Source organism: Vibrio sp. D54, from assembly GCF_021728075.1.
In the GTDB taxonomy this organism is placed as follows: domain Bacteria; phylum Pseudomonadota; class Gammaproteobacteria; order Enterobacterales; family Vibrionaceae; genus Vibrio; species Vibrio alginolyticus.
In genome coordinates this window covers 110,636-128,946 of record NZ_JAKKCS010000012.1, presented here as the reverse complement: position 1 = coordinate 128,946, position 18,311 = coordinate 110,636, and the positions used below count along the sequence as shown (strand labels likewise).

Below are 18,311 nucleotides of genomic sequence, written 5' to 3'. Positions count from 1 at the left end.
ATACTTCCCTGCGCTTCACCAAAATTAGGCGTTTTCGAGAGTGTCTCTCCAAGTCGCTAGCAATTTAATATGACGTGGTTCAATCCCACAGCAACCACCAATAATGCTTGCTCCCTGCGCATGCCACTTTTTAGCATACTCAAGATATTCAGTCGGAGAGAAATGACGAACTTCCTGAATGGTCTCGTTGGCTTGGTGCGCTTGCTTTATCGGAGCAAAGCTATTTGCGAAAACACCTATCGTCAATTCTCTACCTGACTCACTCAATACTGCTTGTGTATCTATGATCGCTTGCTCGACAACTTCAGGAATAGAGCAATTGAAAAAGATACCTGAAACATTTGTTTTCAACAGCGTATTAACCGCGACTTTAAGAGATTCCCCTGAGCGAAGGCGAGGCAAAGAGTTAGGCTCATCCATTAAGGTGAAAGCAAGATAATTGGGCTTATATGTTTTGGCTAAAATTATTGATAGAACTTCAACTTCAGCAAGGCTAGACACGGTCTCAGCTAACCAAATATCAACATATTGATCTTGAGCTTCAAATAACTCAGAAGCCACTTCCAGTGCCCTTTTCGGCTCGAATAATTCAGGCCTGTAAGACCCCATGACAGGAGGAAGAGACCCCGCAACGAGCACTCTATCGTTAGAGCTGGTGACTACATCTCTGGCAATTTTGGCTGCAGATTTTGCTAACTCAATCCCTCGCTTCGCATAGAGTTCCTCTCCTAAGTGAAATGGAACACATGCATAACTGTTAACAGTGATAATCTCAGCGCCAGCGTCTATGAAATTCTCATGGGCCATTTTTACATATTGTGGTGATTCAATTAGCGCTTGTGCACTCCAAAGCGGCTGAGAAAAAGGGGCGCCAATACGTTTCAACTCTCGCCCCATGCCACCATCTAAAATTGTTACTTTCTTCATTTAGACATCCATACCGCCAAACATCCATAAGCTCTATTCAAACACAATTTTTATCAATTCAAAATGAAATTGTTATGTTTAAAGTGAACAAAGACTTAATGGCTGATTAAACACTCTAGTATTTACCAGACCTTTCATTCGGACCAAGCTAATGTTATCGCCATAAAAATCCCATTATCTATGTCTCTCGGCGAGGCGAACGTTACGAGCCACAATAGTGCATGAAGTGATTGAGGGACTCGCCCTCAATCAAATTTTCTTTTTATTATAATACTTTAGATAAAAACTTCTGCAATCTAGGGTTGGTGGGGTTATCAAAAAATCGCTCAGGAGAGTCAGAAACCAAAAGCTCACCATCTTCCATAAACAACACCCTATCAGCGACCTCTTTTGCGAAACCCATTTCATGAGTAACCACGACCATGGTCATTCCGTCCTTGGCCAAATCTTTCATCACATCAAGAACTTCTCCAACCATTTCAGGGTCTAGTGCTGATGTGGGTTCATCAAACAACATAATGTTGGGCTTCATTGCTAACGCACGAGCGATTGCGACGCGCTGCTGCTGTCCACCTGATAAATGATTAGGATAATTATCCATTCTCTCCGACAGACCGACTTTATAAAGCAAATCTTTTGCTTCTTTCTTCACCGATTCAGGGTCACGTTTAGAAACCTTTAAAGGTGCCAACATGACATTCTCTATCGCCGTTTTATGTGGAAAAAGGTTGAAGCCTTGAAATACCATGCCCACATCAGCGCGTAGTTTATTGATATCCGTAGATTTGTGGTACATATCGATACCATCTACGATTATAGACCCACTATTTATTGTCTCTAATTGATTAATCGTCCGTAAGAATGTTGACTTACCAGAACCTGACGGTCCTACGATGACAATCACTTCCCCTTTTTCTACATTTACCGATACGTCCTTGAGCGCATGGCAGCCATTAGGGTAAATTTTATTAATTGTTTTTGCTGAAATAATGTATTCCATTAATGACTCCACCATTAATCACTTGCTGCCAATTTCTTTTCTAACGTTTGTATTGCCCAAGATAAGGTACTAGTTAGAAGCAAATAAAGGGCCGCAACGGTAAACCAAACTTCAAATGGGGCAAAACTACCACTTACGACTTCCCTGCCCGCTTTTGTCAGATCAGTAATCGAAATCACGGAGACAAGTGAGGAATCTTTTATCAGGTTGATAAACTGCCCGGCTAAGGGAGGTAATGTCTGCTTAAACGCTTGAGGTAAAATGACATAAATCATCGCTTTGGGATAATTCATTCCTAGTGAACGCGCCGCTTCCATTTGTCCTCTTGGGATTGACTGGATTCCTGACCGCACAATTTCTGCGACGTAAGCGGCGGTAAACACGGAGAGCGCTATCACTCCCGCAGTAAAACGCTCAAGGTCAAGCACAGTACCAATAAAGAAGTAAACGATAAAAATCTGTACTAAAAGAGGCGTTCCACGAATGACCTCGACATACACAAGCGCCAGCTTTTTTAATGCCAGATTGCTGGATATACGCATTAGTCCGACAACTAAGCCCAACGCTAGAGCAATGATAAGTGACCAGAGTGAGATTTTAATGGTCGTCACAACACCATCTAAAATTGGGCCAGAGCGCCACTCTTTTATAGTTGCTAAGGTATCTCCTTCAAAAATAAGATCACCTTCATAGACGTCGACAGACTTATATTGGCTTAGTTCAAGAACAATATCACCATGAATACTCTCCAGAGCCAGTTGGTTATTCTCGTCGAGAATGATGTTCCCATCGACAGGCGCGGTAATGGATGAAGCAGCGTTAGTGGCAATATAAGGAAGGACACGCTCCCAATTCCAGCTGTAATCGATTCGCTTACCTGACAGATAGACAAGACCGCAAATTGATAGCAAAACAAGAACAAAAACAGCGTTCCACAATAGGGATTTAAAGTTATTTTGCATGTGATTCCGAGAATGACTTTGATTAAAGTTGGTTGGGTATTTGAATAAAGAAAAGCGTTAGCTTCACAGCACGAACCGTTTGGTTGGCGATGAACCGAGCCAGAAGCTAACCGCTCCTCTACAATAACAAAATGATTACTTAACTTGCTTTAACCATTTATCGTCGTTAAACCACTTATCGTAAATGCGATCGTAAGTTCCATCGCCCTTAATTTGACGTAAATAGTTGTTTAAGAAGTTAAGCGTATCTGGATTTCCTTGCGGCACAGCCCAACCCAAAGGCTCGTAAGTAAACGGTTTAGCCAAGTGCATTAACTGCCCTTTGTTTTCCGCCACATAAATAGAGTTGTAAGGAAAGTCATAAACAAACGCATCTACCTTTCCGTTGGCAACCTCAAGTACCGCTTCAGACTGAGTTTCGTATAGATTTATCTTAGCTTTCGGAAGGTATCGTTTTACCGCTTGCTCACCCGTTGTCCCAAGCTTAGTTGCAACAACATATTCTGGACTATTGAGATCTCGGTAACTAGACACTTTACCTTCATGTTTGAGATCTACGAGAATGGATTGACCAATAACCACATAGGGATCAGCGAAATTCACCTGAGTATTTCGCATAGGTGTGATAGTCATCCCGCCCATAATCATGTGACACTTACCAGTCAACAGTGTTGGGATAATGCCATCCCATGAAGTGTTTACCGGAACAAACTTAACATCCATGGCACGCGCCATTTGCTTACCCAAATCGATATCAAACCCGATGTACTGCCCATTTTTTGCTGTCATTTCAAAAGGCATATACCCAGAATCAAAGCAGACTTTTAGCTCCCCTGTACTTTTGATGTCGTCTAAAATTGGGTCTGCATTAACCGTCGTCGAAACAGCTAACCCCAGTGCAGCAAAACACAATAACTTTTTCATGGATATTCCTTTATCATTTGTTGTAAAGTTTTTTTATACACGACAATAGAATAAAAAACCACAAACAATGACTTTTTAATCACTAGAATTTGTAGGATCGTTACTAAGCTGGAAGATCTGAATGAAAATCTATACCAAGCCATTGCAATTGAATTGCATGCATTAAGTGATTAAGTTGTAGGCAGGTCACTATAACGACAAGAAACATACGCTTTGACTGAATAGTCAGCGTTTCCGAGAGTGGTTTAATTATTAACGAAACCATACAGATATTCGCTTTTTCACATTGACCGTAATGTCAAAAGTGCTTGAGTTTTATTGTTGACAATTCTTCCATAGTCAATGGTCACAAATGTGATGTACAGCACATTTCTATAATGGCACTATCACCTTTGTCGAGAGATATTAACAAGGATTCGTTGGACATCTTGACTTTGTAATACAAATAAAAAGGTGACTATATGAAAAAACTAATGACGCTCTCATCACTATTATTATTCAGTTTATCTGCTACTGCTGGTATTCATGTCGAACACTCTACAAACAAAGTTGTTCTCAATGACTTTACGACAAAAGATGCCGCTTATAGCTCTGCGTTTGATCTTGTCGATGAATACCAAACGCTATCAAAACATGAACTTAGAAATCGTCTAAACATCATTGGAAGCGGTTTCCCTCGTGATATTGCAATCGATGATAGTAAGGTGAGAGTTGAAGAATACGCACTTAACCGTGATGAAGTTAAATATCGTGCAATCATAAACTTCGATTATCACTTCAGAACAAGTGACGGCGGTAAAAACTAAAAATCATCTGCACCTTTACTTTCTTAGAGCCCTTCCTATTTTAAGAAAGTAAAGGTGTCTAATCATATTGAAACGACGGCTTTTCATAAATCGCTCTCTCCTTACATAAACAGTATCAATCCCTACCTCTATCGTTTACAGAAAAATAATTTTTCCAATCTTCATTGAGATACATTTCGTCGTTTGGCGCTTTATCATTCGCTTGGTTCGCCATATGGATTCCACATCACTTAAATGAAAAAGACCCTTGAAATTGAGTTCACTTTTTTATGAAGATTAACTCACCTAAGATTGACAATTGTCGTTATATTTTTCTCGTTTATAGCAATATATAAAAAACTCTTTTTGTTTTAATTAACCATAAAGCGTGAAAATAAAAAAAGGCAACAAGATACTTCTTGTTGCCAAAGAAAAAATCATCATTCAAAAAATATGAAAATGAAAACTAGCAGTGGACTAGCTAACAAAACAATTATATCCAAAACACTTTAACAAGTAACGATCAACATAATCCATTATATATGGATGAAAATCAGCACTTATAAAATTACACCGATAAATAAAAAAGCCTGAAAATAGTTTCAGGCTTTTTATATTTATTAATTTTTTAGAATGAATATCTCGCAGCTATTGCAAGAATATCGTCTTCATTGTCTACATCTGTAATTCTGTATTCTGCTAGTGCTTTAAAATTAGAAGTCAAATCGTACTCTGCACCTAGTGAGTAGTAATCGACGACGTCTTCATCATCACGCTCTAGATTGTTATAGCCAACAAGTGCCCAAAGCTTATCTGTTATTTCATAAGTGGCAACTGCTTCAATACCGGTGTAATCAATATTACTTTCAGAACCATCTTTAGACCAGTTTTCACCATCACTGTATAAAACAGAGGCATAAAACTTGTCGTATTCAAATGCAATAGCACCCGTTAGCAGCTCTGCATCTTCTGCACCCGATTGCCCTTCACCTTCGTTGTAACCAAGCGCAACTTTGAAGCCATATGGCAACTTGTAGTCAGCCGCCGCACCATAAGAGGCTGCATCTGTTGACACTTCATCGTTTTCAGCCTGATAGCTAACATGAATATTCAAACCTTCATAGCTTGTCGTTAGCTTAAATACAGAATCGGAGCGACCGGTACCATATAGATCCGCACTTACGCCAGCAGCTTCATTACCAAACTCAGGGAAAATATCCGTGTAGTCAGATACTAAAGTGACCGCACCGTATTGACGTCCATAACTTACTGTTCCGTAATCTGCACCAACTCCTACATAGCCTTTTCGGATATCAAATTCATCATCTTCAATCCCATCAGCATCTCTGCGATTAGACTTAAATTCCAACTCATATAAGCCGAATGCATAAAGATCTTCATTTATTTTAGACTCACCTGAAAGTCCTACACGAATGTAGCTATTATCTCCGTCAGCATTTTTATCACCAGAGAAATAATACATCCCTTGCGCTCGGCCATGAATATTTAATACTGATTCTTGATCTTCATAAACTATGGCTGAATTTGCAGCACTTGCAGAAAAAAGTGCAGCGATTGCGATCGACGTTCTTGTCATTTTCATTTAATTACCACTACTTGTGTTGTTTGAATCGAGTGAAATTATGAACAGTGGCAATTATTTTTAAAGTGCAAATTCAACCATATTCTATGGATAAATATAAACAAGCCCTCAATCTAAAACATTATGTCCTAGTACTCATATTAGTTGAGATAATCCATCCAAACAGGAGGTGTCCCTATTATTTTTTGAACAGTATCAATGAACAGTTTGGCTAATGGTTGTTGATTTCGGTGAGTATACATTGCATATATTTCCCCTATTGCGGGAAGATTATAATCAGGAAGCAACTGTACAAGATCTTGTTTACTCAAACTCTCCTGAAGAAAGAACTGCCCAATTAAAGCATACCCTAGATCAGATTTTACGGCATCGAGCATTAACTCAGTTTCATTCACGAAGTACTGCCCGTTGATATTATACGTTCTAACGTCGCTTGATGACTGGCTTGGCGCTATACGTAGCTTATCCGCCTTAAAGTTAGCATTAGAGTATATTACTGCTGGCATTTTTATAAGCTCTTCTGGAGAGCTCGGGGTTCCATACTTGTCAATAAAACTCTTCGATGCAACCAGTGCCATATTATTGCTTGCCAACTTACGTACTATCATGTTGGACTCTCGGATTGGTCCGATACGAAACACAACATCAAAACCTTCGTGGATAACATCGACTCGATTATCATCGAGCAGCAGCTCTACAGTAATGTTTGGGTACTGTTTTATAAACTCTTTAACTGCCTGATTTAAGTATGCTCTGCCAAAGAAAGTGGAGCTTGATATTTTCAAGTTACCCTTCGGTTCATCCTGAAATGTAGCAGCAATACTACGAGTTTCGGTTAGAACCTCTCTTACTTTCTTGGCTTGCGCCACCATCTCAACACCTGCATTGGTCAGGGATAGAGAACGTGTGGAACGGTTTAACAGCCGTAAGCCCAATTCATCCTCTAGCTTTTTGATCTGTTTTGACAAAGCTGAACGATCTATATGATTTCTGTCAGCAGCTTTAGCAAAAGTTCCGTATTCAGAGACATCCAGTAGTAATTCAAGTTGGCTTGCGAGATCCACTGCACAATTCCTTATTTAGTTTTTATTCTTTATGTGATGGGAAATGGATTTTACAAAATTAATTTCAATTTTTTATGGTTCAAATTGCATCAGTGAATTGCAAATAATGCACGAATTAAAAACGCTTTAATTTTCGTCGCTATCTTTAGCTTCTGTTTAGTTATTCCTATCTATTATGGCTTATTACATTTAACAATACTCCACGTCTTTAAAACCCTAAACTGACCTTTTTCAAACCAAAATGCGAGCATTTTGACCAATATTTAATCGTGCATTTTTATCACTACTCTATGTTCGCTGAGGGCCTATTTACCCATAGGTACAATGAATACAATGCCGTTCCTTTTAGTATGAACAGAATCATTTAGGGCGCGACAAATGTTAAAGAAAGTTTTCGGCATTGGCCTTTTATCCGTTTTAGCTGCTTGTGCAGACGAAGAGATAACCAAACAACCTAATACTCCCTTACCTACGATAGACGTCTCCAAAGTCATCTATGAGCCCGTTCAATCGTGGTTCACCTTTACAACAAGGCTTCAAGCCCCAGAGAAAGTTTCTTTAATGCCACGCGTTTCCGGAGTTATTGAAACGGTAGAGTTCAAAGACGGACAGAGTGTCAACAAAGGCGACTTACTCGTCACTCTTGATGATCGAACCTTCAAAGCTCAGGTCTCACGACTTGAAGCGCAAGTTAAGAGTGCTCGAGCGGCGCTAGAGCAAGCAGCAAACGAACAAAAGAGGGCAGCTCAACTTGTTAAGCGAAAAGCCATCTCAGCGGAACAAGCAGAGGCCCGAGATACCGCAGTAAAACAACGCTCTGCAGAACTAATGGCTTTGCGTGCTCAGTTAGAATCCGCAAAGTTAGATCTTGAGTTTACGAAGATATATGCCCCTATTAGCGGCACTATTTCAAGAGCATTCATTACTAAAGGAAACAATGTAAACGCAAATCAAAGCGTTATATCAAACATTGTCTCTAACGATCAGGTATATGCATACTTTGATGTCGATGAGCGAACTTGGAACCGTTACTTCTCGACAATCAATGCCGACTCTAACTTACCTACTCGTCTTGAACTATCTGGACAAAATGGGCAGGAGTTTTTTGGACGCGTTGACTTTGTCGACAACTCCATCAACGAAAACACCGGTACTTTGCAGGTTCGAGCGGTATTCGATGCAACAAAATCAAACTTAAAAGTGGGATCGTTTGGCCGAGTTCAGATATCAACAACCAAACCAGTTGAACGAGTTCTCGTTCCAGAGCGTTCTATTGGCACAGATCTAGAAAACCGCTTTGTATTAACACTCAATGAAGAGAATACGTTGCAATACAGCATCGTAACCTTAGGCGAACGTTACGGAACATTTCGTGCCATCGAGAATGGCTTGAACGCCGACTCAGTTATTGCGGTAAATGGCCCAGCAAAAGTTGGCCCAAATAGCAAAATCACACCAAAAAATGTCACGCTAGATATTAGCAATACTTCATTGATTATGGCTTCAAACTCAACATCGTTGCCAAATAAACGTTTAGCTCAAGACTAAGAAGACAACCGAATGAAATTTGCACACTTTTTTATTCAAAGACCCATATTTGCCTCTATGTTATCGCTATTGATATTAATAGTAGGCGCAATTTCACTTTTACAGTTGCCTGTGAGTGAATATCCAGAGGTTGTCCCTCCTACAGTGGTAGTTACAGCAAACTATCCTGGTGCGAACCCAAAAGTAATCGCAGAAACAGTTGCTACGCCTCTGGAGCAAGAAATTAATGGTACAGAAAACATGTTATATATGTTTTCGCAGGCAACCAGTGACGGCAGAATGACATTGACCGTAACCTTTGCTTTAGGTACGGACTTGGACAAAGCTCAGGTTCAAATTCAAAACCGCGTCACTACAGCTTTGCCCCGATTACCAGAAGCAGTCCAACGGTTAGGAGTTGTTGCCGAAAAAGCCTCTCCTGATCTCACTATGGTTGTGCATATATATTCTCCAGATTCTAGCCGTGAAGTCAGTTATTTAGCTAACTACGCTAATTTAAACTTGAAAGATGAGATAGCTCGGCTCGGAGGCGTTGGTGATGTGCGCCTTTTCGGTGGTGATGAGTACTCAATGCGCTTGTGGTTAAATCCAGATGAGCTCGCTTCTAGAAATCTAACCGTAATGGACGTTGTCTCAGCCGTCCGATCTCAAAACCAACAGGTGGCAGCAGGCTCATTAGGTGCGCAACCAGCCGCTAATGAAAACCAATTCCAAGTTTTGTTGAACGTAAAGGGCCGTTTGGAGAATATTGATGAATTCAACGACATTGTAGTAAAAGTTGACGAAACAGGGGCTTTGACACGTCTTAAAGACGTTGCACGCGTAGAGCTAGGTCAAAACTCTTATGCACTGCGCGCCTTGTTAAATGGTAAACCAGCGGTGGCGATGCCCGTATTCCAGCGCCCTGGTGCTAATGCTATTGAGCTATCTAATCAGGTTCGTTCAACCATGGACCGTTTACAAACAGCCTTTCCAGCTGGAGTTTCATATGAAATAGCCTACGACCCGACCGTCTTTGTTCGTGGTTCGATAGACGCGGTGGTTCATACTCTGCTAGAGGCAATTGTACTTGTTGTTGTCGTAGTCATTTTGTTTTTGCAAACATGGCGCGCGTCTATCATCCCTATCATTGCGGTGCCTGTTTCATTAATCGGTACGTTCGCCGTAATGCAAATGCTTGGAGTATCGATTAACACGCTTTCGTTGTTTGGGCTTGTTCTCGCCATAGGCATCGTCGTCGATGACGCCATTGTCGTCGTCGAAAACGTGGAACGGAACATCCATAATGGACTTGCACCACTAGCAGCAACGAAACAAGCAATGACCGAAGTTACCGGGCCAATTATTGCAATTGCTTTAGTGTTATGTGCGGTGTTCATCCCGACGACCTTTATTACAGGGTTATCCGGTCAGTTTTATAAGCAGTTCGCACTAACAATTACGATCTCGACGATTATTTCAGCAATTAACTCGTTGACGTTATCGCCTGCTTTATCAGCACTGCTATTACAAGATAAGAACGCAAAACCCGATCGGCTAACCAAGCTCTTGGATGCGGTTTTTGGTAAGTATGTTTTTGCGCCATTCAATAGAATTTTTGAGTATAGCTCGAACCAATATCAAGCTCTGGTCAAGAAGCTGATTCGTTTTAGCCTTGTTGTTGTGGTGGTATACATTGCGTTACTCGGGGGAACGGTTTCTCTATTCAAAGCGGTTCCTGGAGGATTCATTCCTCAACAAGATAAGCAGTATTTAGTTGCGATCGCCCAACTTCCAGATGCAGCAAGTTTAGATAGAACAGAGTCCGTTATTAAAGAAATGGAAAACCTCGCGCTGGCAACACCTGGCGTAGCACAAACCATTTCTTTCCCAGGCTTATCGGTCAATGGTTTTACTAACAGTCCGAATAGTGGCATCGTTTTTGTTACGCTTGAGGACTTCGATAAACGAAATGATCCAACTCTCGGAGCAAATGCGATTGTTGCATCTTTGAATAAGAGCTTTTCAATCATTGATGAAGCCTTCGTTGCGATTTTTCCACCACCACCAATCCAAGGACTTGGCTCTACTGGCGGCTTTAAACTTCAAATCGAAGACCGTGCGAACAAGGGGTTTGATGAGCTCTTCAAGCAATTGAACTTGGTAATAAGTGAGGCATCAACAAGACCCGAGCTGATGGGATTATATTCCACATTTCGTATACAAGTGCCGCAGATGGACATCCAAATAGATCGTGAACAAGCGATGCTGCAAGGTGTTCCTCTAGAGCAGGTTTTTGATGCGCTTCAAGTTTATTTAGGATCATTATACGTCAATGACTTCAATATGTTTGGTAGAACATACAAAGTGAATGCCCAGGCAGACATGAACTATCGTCTCGAACCTGACCAAATACTTAACTACAAAGTAAGAAATGCTGCCGGACAAATGGTTCCTCTCGGCGCTGTACTGGAGATCATACCCACGATTGGGCCTGACCGCGTGATGCACTATAACGGCTACCCTAGTGCAGAACTAAACGGCAGTCCTGCTTTTGGTTACAGTTCTGACCAAGCCCAAACGGCTATTGAGGAAGTACTGGATCAAAACCTAGCAGAGGGAATGGTTTATGAATGGACTGATGTAACCTACCAGCAGATTTTGGCTGGTAACACGATGGTGTATATATTCCCACTTGTTGTTTTGTTAGTTTTCATGGTGCTAGCTTCGCAGTACGAGAGTTTAAAACTACCATTCGCTATCATTTTGATCGTTCCTATGACCATTTTTTCTGCACTAGCAGGTGTTTGGTTCATTGGTGGTGACAACAATATATTCACACAAATTGCTTTGATTGTCCTTGTGGCTCTAGCGTGTAAAAATGCCATCTTGATGGTGGAGTTCGCTAAAGAACTTAAAGACAATGGCCAAGATACCTTATCAGCGATTTTGGAAGCATGTCGTTTACGTCTTCGACCGATTCTAATGACATCAATTGCATTTACCGCTGGTGTTATTCCATTAATGATTGGTACAGGGGCCGGAGCGGAAATGCGACAAGCAATGGGTATTGCCGTATTCTCGGGTATGGTAGGCGTAACGGTATTTGGATTACTACTCACACCTGTTTTTTACATGTTAGTGAGTCGAAACAAAAAACGTCAAACACTATAACCATAATATAAATACTCATTTAAATTCATACTAAAGGGAGCTATTGCTCCCTTTTCTTTTGGTTATTAAGTATATTAATAATTTCTAGACAGAGCAGTAGTTATACATGAAACTAATACGCTAATATCTAACTTGGATAAACATTGTGGATTTAGCAAATAAACTACACCTGCTTTTAGAAGTCTCTAAAGCTGGATCTTTTGCAAAAGCAGCAGATGGGATGAATATCGACCGCTCTGTTTTGTCTAAACACATCAAGCAGTTAGAAGAGCACTTAGGCGTTAGGCTATTAAACAGAACGACTCGCTCTCTTTCATTAACACAAGTCGGCCAGCAAATAGTAGAAAAAGCAGACCAAATATCTCAACTCCTTGATGATACTCAACAAATAGCGGAGAACTTTCAGACTGAGCCTTCAGGGAAAGTACGAATTTCAAGCTCAACATTATTTGGAAAACTCTATCTACAACCTTCGATAGATAAATTTTTACATAAGTACCCAAAAGCAAGTGTTGAACTAATGCTAGATGATCTTCATGTAGACGTGATTAGAAGTAATTTTGATATTGCTTTTCGAATCGGACCTATGAGGGATTCATCAATGGTAGCAAGAAAATTAGCAAAAAATACGACTGCAATCATTGCTTCTCGAAATTTAATTGAAAAACATGGTAACCCAGAAACGCCTGATGAGTTAGTTAAGCTACCTTTTATTATTTATTCAAATGGTAATTTTATTGTCGATAAACTTAAATTCTACGACAAAGCAAAATCAGATGGTTTAGATACATACCCAATATCAGGGTCATACATGGTAAATGAAGCTGAGCTAATAATTGAAAGCGTAAAGTCAGGTCTGGGCGCAGCACTTATAGGTCAATTTATGCTCCCTAACAACCTAGAGTCTTCTAATTTAGTTCAACTTTTACCAGAATATGAAACTCAAGATTTTGGTGATATTTATGCCATGTACTCACACCGTCAGCAATCACCATTGGTTAGGGCATTCATTGATATCGTTCAAGAAGAAATTGGCATACCACCAATATGGGAAAAGCATTTCAATAAAAGCTAGGTGATTCTATTTAACCAAAATTAACAGCAAATAAAACATCAAATAAAACATCAAATAAAATCAATAATTTAAAACAGGAAAATTTAAGATTCATAGAAGTTTAATGTTAGGTGAATTAAGTTCCATTCTAAATGGCGCTTAATTCACTAAATATAAAACATTCTTGATTTATAATACTAACAAATCCATCACCTATACAAGTTACGATGTATATTAAAGAAAAACACACCTCGGTCACTAGTTTGTTAGTATATAAAATATCATATCTTATTTTTTTGGTTATTTACACGTTAGCAACGATTTATTTTAGCGTACAAATGGACAAAAGCACATCGGAGAACTCTCTTATAGAAATGAATCAAATAGCATTTGTGCTTTTTTCATCGTTAATGTGTTTGTATAAATCTAAGGAATATCTTGAACTCAAACACATATTAGTAATAATGTCTTCATTTTTTATGGTTATATTCGTTAGAGAAATGGACTACCACATAGAGCAGTATTTCCCTCACGGTTCATGGAAGTATCCTGCTTGGATTATAATAGTCTCGGTCTGTTATTTTTGTTTTAATAACATAGTTAACATAAAAAATGAGGTAAAACTTTTCATTTCTCATTCTAGCTTCACGACATTAACGATTGGCTTTTTTATTGTTTTCTTATTCTCACGCTTTGCAGGGTATGGTGATTTTTGGGTCGAGTTCATGGGGAACTCATACAATAGAGACGTGAAAAACTTGGTCGAAGAAAGCTTAGAGTTACTAGGTTACGCGATACTTTTAAACGGTGTTTTGCTTATTAAAGTAGAAAATCACTAAGTATAAATAAGAGTTCAGAGCTTGTAGTTCAAGCTTTGAACTTTTTTGGCTAAAAAAAAGCAGCAAATTATATTTGCTGCAAATGATGAAAAAAACAATATGCGTAAGTTAACTTCCTAGCAATGGATGCGTTAACGAGTTAATAATAACGAACCGTAACAATTAAGTCTCGTTGAAAATAATCCATAAAGAATGGCATTTATTACACTGTTAATTATGTAACCTTATCTAATCTAGTTATCACACGCCGTCGTTTTTATATCTTATCTCTTTCCGTCAATAAATAGCTCTTCACATCAGATCCCATTTATCATCCCACAACAGTCGGATTCACAACAAAGCAATAAAAATCAATAAATTAGAAGTAGCCACTTAAAAAGTAAAAAGGAGTAAAAACGAAACTATGTCAGATAGAACATATTAAAGATCACCGACTCTGAGTAGAAAACCGTTCATACTCGTTACGCATACAATCAATAAAGACTTCCATCGCCGGCGTCACACACTTCCCAGCATGATAAGCACAAAGTGGCTTGATCATCTGTGAAAATTCGGTGAACTCAAGCTCTTGTAAACTGCCCTCTTGCAACTCTTTTTCAACCGTAAAACGAGGTAAATAAGAGATACCAATATTACTCTCAACGCAATTTTTGATCGTATTAATACTGCTAAGTTCGATCATGTTGTCGATGCTAATATCACGCTCCTGAATAATGCTCTCAAACATCTGTCGAAAAAGGCACTTAGAGCCATTGCTTATAAACCCTAAATCAATATGTTGCTCTCTCTTCTTTAAATCTAGCCCTTTTAAAAGCGGTGAAGCAACCAATACCAGTGGCTCCTGCTCAAACTCGTGGACCTTGAGCGTATCGTCATTACCTACTCGATAAAACACACCTAAATCAGCTTTATCCGCTATCAACTCATCTCGAATCTGATAGCAATTTTGTGATTGCAGAGAGAGTCTGACATTGGGCGCTCTGATCCTGAACTCTTTTAAAACATTAGCCATCTTATAAGCAAGTTGAGTCTCAGCAACCAGCACTCTCAATTCACCGGTCGGCTCCGAGTTTTCTTGCTGTGCTGTTCCCTCAATATTTTCCATCACTCGCGACAGTTCATAGACGTAAGGCAGTATCTTTTCTCCTGCTTGAGTCAAAACCATCTTACGCCCTATTTTTTCGAACAGCTGCAGAGACAGATCTTGTTCCAACTGCTTGATTTGAAAGGTGACGGTTGATTGCGTGCAATAAAGCTTCTGTGACGCTTTTAGAAACGATCCTTCTTCAACAATAGCTTTAAAAGTAAGAAAGCGTTTTAGATTCATGACTAGACTCCACAACCAACAGTTCAATAAATTAAAAGTCTAAGTTTTAATTTATTCAATTTTTTAATCAATTGTAGCGAAGTATAGTGCAGTAAAAACAGGAGAGATAGAGATGACCGCCATCTACACCGCATTTTTTACTTACGTAATCATTACTTCAATTACACCAGGGCCAAACAACATTTTATCGCTCAGCATCGCGACGCAATATGGACTAAAACGCTCAACAAAAGTGATTGCGGGGATGTTTTGTGGCTATGTTGTTTTGATGCTACTTTGTGGCGCTTTCACGTATAACATGATCAGCCTCTTGCCCGTGATTACACCTTGGCTAACATGGATTGGAGCAGCTTATATTGTTTGGTTGGCTTGGGGGCTTGCTACGAGTGAGATCAAAACTTCATCGGATAATTCTAAAGGTATCAGTTTCTTAACAGGTTTCGGTTTGCAGTTCGTTAATGTGAAAATCATTCTTTATGGAATTACCTCTATTTCTACGTTCGTACTGCCCCACACTCAGAATATCTACTGGATCTTAGCGACTAGCCTCATTCTTGCTTTGATCGCACTTCTTAGCAACGTAGTCTGGGCCGTTGCAGGAAAGCTACTTCAATCGCAATTCCAGAGATATGGTAAAGTCATCAATATGAGCTTAGCAGCAGCTCTGATCTATTGTGCGACACAGTTATTTACTTAAGTATATAGTTGATCATCAAGAACAATATTGCTCTTCAACTTAGACGACTACGTTTATGTGAAGAGCAAATTCTGCTCTACAAATCGCTGCGGTTTCTCGTGCCCTTACTCGCTCCTCCCGCTCCTTCATACGGCAGTTTTTGAAGAAGTAGATTCAACGTCACTTAATCAACCTAAAGATACGAAATTTTTTTTAGTTATACAGACACGGCCTTGGCGACCTCGGTAATAACTAAGCATTACTTAGTATACACAAATCAGAAAAACTAAGATAATCTTAGTCATCCAAGTCCTTCGTATGAACTTTAAGTGTTGTTTAATAACCCACTCCCAGCCCGCCTTAAGCATGCGCGTAAACAAGCGAATCTGTCCCAAAAAGCACTGGGCATCCGTATCGGCATGGATGATAGTTCTGCAAGTGCAAGGATGAATCAATACGAAAGGGAGCGCCATACTCCCGACGTAAAAACGCTCAAACTTATCGCAGATGAGCTAAACGTGCCTCTAAACTATTTTTTTTGTGAAGATGAAATCACCGCTGAACTTGCTGTGAATCTCCACAAGCTGTCAAATGATGACAAGCAAAGAGTGCTTGAGAGCACAGCCCAGTTGATTGCGGACGCAATCGTCACGAACAAGTCGAGTACGTAATTGGGATTAAACGCCTAAGAATACGTATCAATACCAAAGAATCAAAGAGCATAACTAAGGGTTCAACATGGCTACAACAAAAGCACTTGTGGTTTTTTCCGGTGGGCAGGACTCTACGACCTGCTTAATCGATGCATTAAATACATATGATGAAGTTCATGCTATAACGTTTGATTATGGCCAGCGTCATTCAGATGAAATAGATATCGCTATCGAATTAGGTAAGCAACTTAACATCAAAAGCCACAAAGTCCTGGATGTAAAATCAATTAATGAGTTAGCGATAAGCTCGCTGACAAGAGACAACATTCCGGTATCTAATGACTTAAGCGACGCTAACGTACCCAATACATTCGTTCCAGGGAGAAACATTCTCTTTCTTACTTACGCATGTATCCATGCTTACCAGCTTGGCATTCAAGACATCATTACGGGAGTTTGCGAAACAGACTTTAGTGGTTACCCTGACTGCCGAGACAACTTTATTCGCTCTCTAAATCTCTCTTGCAATTTAGGTATGGATAAAGCCTTCAATATTAAGACTCCTTTAATGTGGCTTACTAAAGCTGAGACCTGGGCTCTAGCTGATAAGCACAATATGTTGGAGTTTGTCCAAAACAATACTTTAACATGTTACAACGGAATCGTTGGTAAAGGCTGTGGTGAATGCCCAGCGTGCCTACTGCGACAAAGCGGCTTAGAAGAATACTTAGCGAGCAAATAGTCTTTGTTAGCGGTAATAGCGCTGGGATAAAACCTTTTGCGTTAGCTTCTAAACGTTTTATCTCAGCGTGAAACTCCAGCCAACAGAGCTTCATTTTGATGCCGCCAGATTGGTGGCATCAATTAAATGCGAAACGATTGTCGAACCAAAGATAGCACCACACCACAACAGCCAACACTGCTTAGCTTTTACAACGCTATAAATTGTTTAGATATATCGACAATGTTTCGATAGCAAAGCTACCAACGGCATTACTCGCGAAACCGGAATTAGATAGAAAAGCTACCTCGAATGATGACGAGTCTCTCGTCTAAGCAATACTCAAATATTTATGAGTTTGAACAGACAAACGCCAATTGCGGGCAATGCACGTATCAATACACAATTGCGTAGCACGAGGCTTCTGGCTAATTGGTTGTAGTGCAATGATAGTCTCAGCCGCTACGTTCGCATTTGCTAAAAGATCATCAAGGTGGTCGATGTCTTTCTGGGTGCCGACTGGATGCTTAATCTCATTTGCCCGCTCTAATGCGCTATTAAGCACTGGTAATTTACCTTTCATTGCTACTTTTGGTGACACTGTCACCCACGTATTTTCTGAAGTAATCACTTCTGATGTGCCACTGGTTTCAATTTGGCATTGGCACCCCATATCTTCAAACGCCTTTGTTAAAGGGCGCAGATCATAAATACAAGGCTCTCCACCAGTAATCACGATATGCTTAGCATTAAAGCCTTGTTGTTGATATTGCTCTACGATGTTCTCGGCAGATGCAACACACCACGTCGGAGAATCTTCCGTTTTCACCAGAATATCGCCTATTTGACGTTGATCATTCTCATCTGCATACCACGTTTGTTTGGTATCGCACCATGAGCAACCAACCGGACACTCTTGAAGCCGAACAAAAACAGCAGGGACTCCAGTAAAAACCCCTTCCCCTTGGATGGTTTCAAACATCTCATTTAGCTTATACAACGCAGAACTCACTCAACTCATAACATTTCGAGGCGAAGACCATAATGGACACGCGTGTCTAGGTCAATTTAAACC

The 18,311-nt window shown here is 40.0% G+C and carries 15 protein-coding genes; 7 read left to right on the top strand and 8 right to left on the bottom strand.

Annotation, left to right across the window (positions count from 1 at the left end; translation table 11 throughout):
- Positions 1 to 24 precede the first annotated feature (24 nt).
- The 4 genes from L3V37_RS16285 to L3V37_RS16270 all read right to left on the bottom strand — a co-directional run bounded on the left by L3V37_RS16285 (position 25) and on the right by L3V37_RS16270 (position 3,813).
- Entirely contained in the window at positions 25 to 927 is a 903-nt protein-coding gene (locus L3V37_RS16285; RefSeq protein WP_237306604.1) for a homocysteine S-methyltransferase family protein, read from the bottom strand.
- A gap of 265 nt (positions 928 to 1,192) precedes the next feature.
- The gene (locus tag L3V37_RS16280; RefSeq protein WP_170893395.1) at positions 1,193 to 1,927 is read right to left on the bottom strand and encodes an amino acid ABC transporter ATP-binding protein; all 735 of its coding nucleotides are present in this window, start codon (positions 1,925 to 1,927) and stop codon (positions 1,193 to 1,195) included.
- Positions 1,928 to 1,941: 14 nt separating this feature from the next.
- Complete coding sequence (locus tag L3V37_RS16275) at positions 1,942 to 2,889, bottom strand: amino acid ABC transporter permease (protein ID WP_054579516.1); 948 nt, start codon at positions 2,887 to 2,889, stop codon at positions 1,942 to 1,944.
- A 135-nt stretch (positions 2,890 to 3,024) separates the two neighbouring features.
- A complete protein-coding gene (locus L3V37_RS16270) occupies positions 3,025 to 3,813 on the bottom strand; it encodes a transporter substrate-binding domain-containing protein (protein WP_005377324.1) in 789 nt (262 codons plus the stop codon).
- Positions 3,814 to 4,274: 461 nt separating this feature from the next.
- Here L3V37_RS16270 and L3V37_RS16265 point away from each other — a divergent pair, with 461 nt between their 5' ends.
- A complete protein-coding gene (locus L3V37_RS16265; RefSeq protein WP_005377323.1) occupies positions 4,275 to 4,619 on the top strand; it encodes a DUF3316 domain-containing protein in 345 nt (114 codons plus the stop codon).
- A 607-nt stretch (positions 4,620 to 5,226) separates the two neighbouring features.
- On the opposite strand, the gene L3V37_RS16260 is transcribed toward L3V37_RS16265, so the two are convergent.
- On the bottom strand, positions 5,227 to 6,201 hold the full coding sequence (locus tag L3V37_RS16260) for a porin (protein ID WP_237306603.1): 975 nt from the start codon (positions 6,199 to 6,201) through the stop codon (positions 5,227 to 5,229).
- Positions 6,202 to 6,341: 140 nt separating this feature from the next.
- Positions 6,342 to 7,265: a LysR family transcriptional regulator gene (locus L3V37_RS16255; protein ID WP_005377321.1), complete on the bottom strand. Its 924-nt coding sequence runs from the start codon at positions 7,263 to 7,265 to the stop codon at positions 6,342 to 6,344.
- A gap of 378 nt (positions 7,266 to 7,643) precedes the next feature.
- Between L3V37_RS16255 and L3V37_RS16250 the strand changes: the two genes are divergently transcribed.
- The 3 genes from L3V37_RS16250 to L3V37_RS16240 all read left to right on the top strand — a co-directional run bounded on the left by L3V37_RS16250 (position 7,644) and on the right by L3V37_RS16240 (position 13,041).
- Complete coding sequence (locus L3V37_RS16250) at positions 7,644 to 8,813, top strand: efflux RND transporter periplasmic adaptor subunit (protein ID WP_054579512.1); 1,170 nt, start codon at positions 7,644 to 7,646, stop codon at positions 8,811 to 8,813.
- 12 nt (positions 8,814 to 8,825) lie between these two features.
- Positions 8,826 to 11,966, top strand: a complete 3,141-nt coding sequence (locus L3V37_RS16245; protein WP_237306602.1) for an efflux RND transporter permease subunit — start codon at positions 8,826 to 8,828, stop codon at positions 11,964 to 11,966.
- Between the two features lie 145 nt (positions 11,967 to 12,111).
- Positions 12,112 to 13,041, top strand: coding sequence for a LysR family transcriptional regulator (locus L3V37_RS16240; RefSeq protein ID WP_237306601.1), 930 nt, complete (start codon positions 12,112 to 12,114; stop codon positions 13,039 to 13,041).
- 1,245 nt (positions 13,042 to 14,286) lie between these two features.
- On the opposite strand, the gene L3V37_RS16235 is transcribed toward L3V37_RS16240, so the two are convergent.
- Positions 14,287 to 15,186 carry a LysR family transcriptional regulator gene (locus tag L3V37_RS16235; RefSeq protein ID WP_237306600.1) on the bottom strand — a complete coding sequence of 300 codons (900 nt, stop codon included), beginning with the start codon at positions 15,184 to 15,186 and terminating at the stop codon, positions 14,287 to 14,289.
- Positions 15,187 to 15,298: 112 nt separating this feature from the next.
- On the opposite strand from L3V37_RS16235, the gene eamB reads away from it, so the two are divergent.
- The 3 genes from eamB to queC all read left to right on the top strand — a co-directional run bounded on the left by eamB (position 15,299) and on the right by queC (position 17,257).
- Positions 15,299 to 15,883 (top strand): cysteine/O-acetylserine transporter, encoded by a 585-nt coding sequence (gene eamB / locus L3V37_RS16230; protein WP_237306599.1) that lies wholly within the window; start codon positions 15,299 to 15,301, stop codon positions 15,881 to 15,883.
- Positions 15,884 to 16,191: 308 nt separating this feature from the next.
- Positions 16,192 to 16,533, top strand: coding sequence for a helix-turn-helix domain-containing protein (locus tag L3V37_RS16225; protein WP_213904037.1), 342 nt, complete (start codon positions 16,192 to 16,194; stop codon positions 16,531 to 16,533).
- 67 nt (positions 16,534 to 16,600) lie between these two features.
- A complete protein-coding gene (queC, locus tag L3V37_RS16220) occupies positions 16,601 to 17,257 on the top strand; it encodes a 7-cyano-7-deazaguanine synthase QueC (protein WP_005377298.1) in 657 nt (218 codons plus the stop codon).
- A 310-nt stretch (positions 17,258 to 17,567) separates the two neighbouring features.
- Here queC and queE read toward each other — a convergent pair whose 3' ends face one another.
- Positions 17,568 to 18,218 carry a 7-carboxy-7-deazaguanine synthase QueE gene (queE, locus tag L3V37_RS16215; protein ID WP_005377296.1) on the bottom strand — a complete coding sequence of 217 codons (651 nt, stop codon included), beginning with the start codon at positions 18,216 to 18,218 and terminating at the stop codon, positions 17,568 to 17,570.
- Positions 18,219 to 18,311: the final 93 nt, after the last annotated feature.

Coding starts and splice junctions, on each gene's coding strand:
- eamB (WP_237306599.1), top strand. CDS start 15,299: ATGACCGCCATCTACACCGCATTTTTTACTTACGTAATCATTACTTCA.
- L3V37_RS16245 (WP_237306602.1), top strand. CDS start 8,826: ATGAAATTTGCACACTTTTTTATTCAAAGACCCATATTTGCCTCTATG.
- queE (WP_005377296.1), bottom strand. CDS start 18,218: ATGTTTGAAACCATCCAAGGGGAAGGGGTTTTTACTGGAGTCCCTGCT.
- queC (WP_005377298.1), top strand. CDS start 16,601: ATGGCTACAACAAAAGCACTTGTGGTTTTTTCCGGTGGGCAGGACTCT.
- L3V37_RS16260 (WP_237306603.1), bottom strand. CDS start 6,201: ATGAAAATGACAAGAACGTCGATCGCAATCGCTGCACTTTTTTCTGCA.
- L3V37_RS16285 (WP_237306604.1), bottom strand. CDS start 927: ATGAAGAAAGTAACAATTTTAGATGGTGGCATGGGGCGAGAGTTGAAA.
- L3V37_RS16270 (WP_005377324.1), bottom strand. CDS start 3,813: ATGAAAAAGTTATTGTGTTTTGCTGCACTGGGGTTAGCTGTTTCGACG.
- L3V37_RS16280 (WP_170893395.1), bottom strand. CDS start 1,927: ATGGAATACATTATTTCAGCAAAAACAATTAATAAAATTTACCCTAAT.
- L3V37_RS16250 (WP_054579512.1), top strand. CDS start 7,644: ATGTTAAAGAAAGTTTTCGGCATTGGCCTTTTATCCGTTTTAGCTGCT.
- L3V37_RS16265 (WP_005377323.1), top strand. CDS start 4,275: ATGAAAAAACTAATGACGCTCTCATCACTATTATTATTCAGTTTATCT.
- L3V37_RS16275 (WP_054579516.1), bottom strand. CDS start 2,889: ATGCAAAATAACTTTAAATCCCTATTGTGGAACGCTGTTTTTGTTCTT.
- L3V37_RS16235 (WP_237306600.1), bottom strand. CDS start 15,186: ATGAATCTAAAACGCTTTCTTACTTTTAAAGCTATTGTTGAAGAAGGA.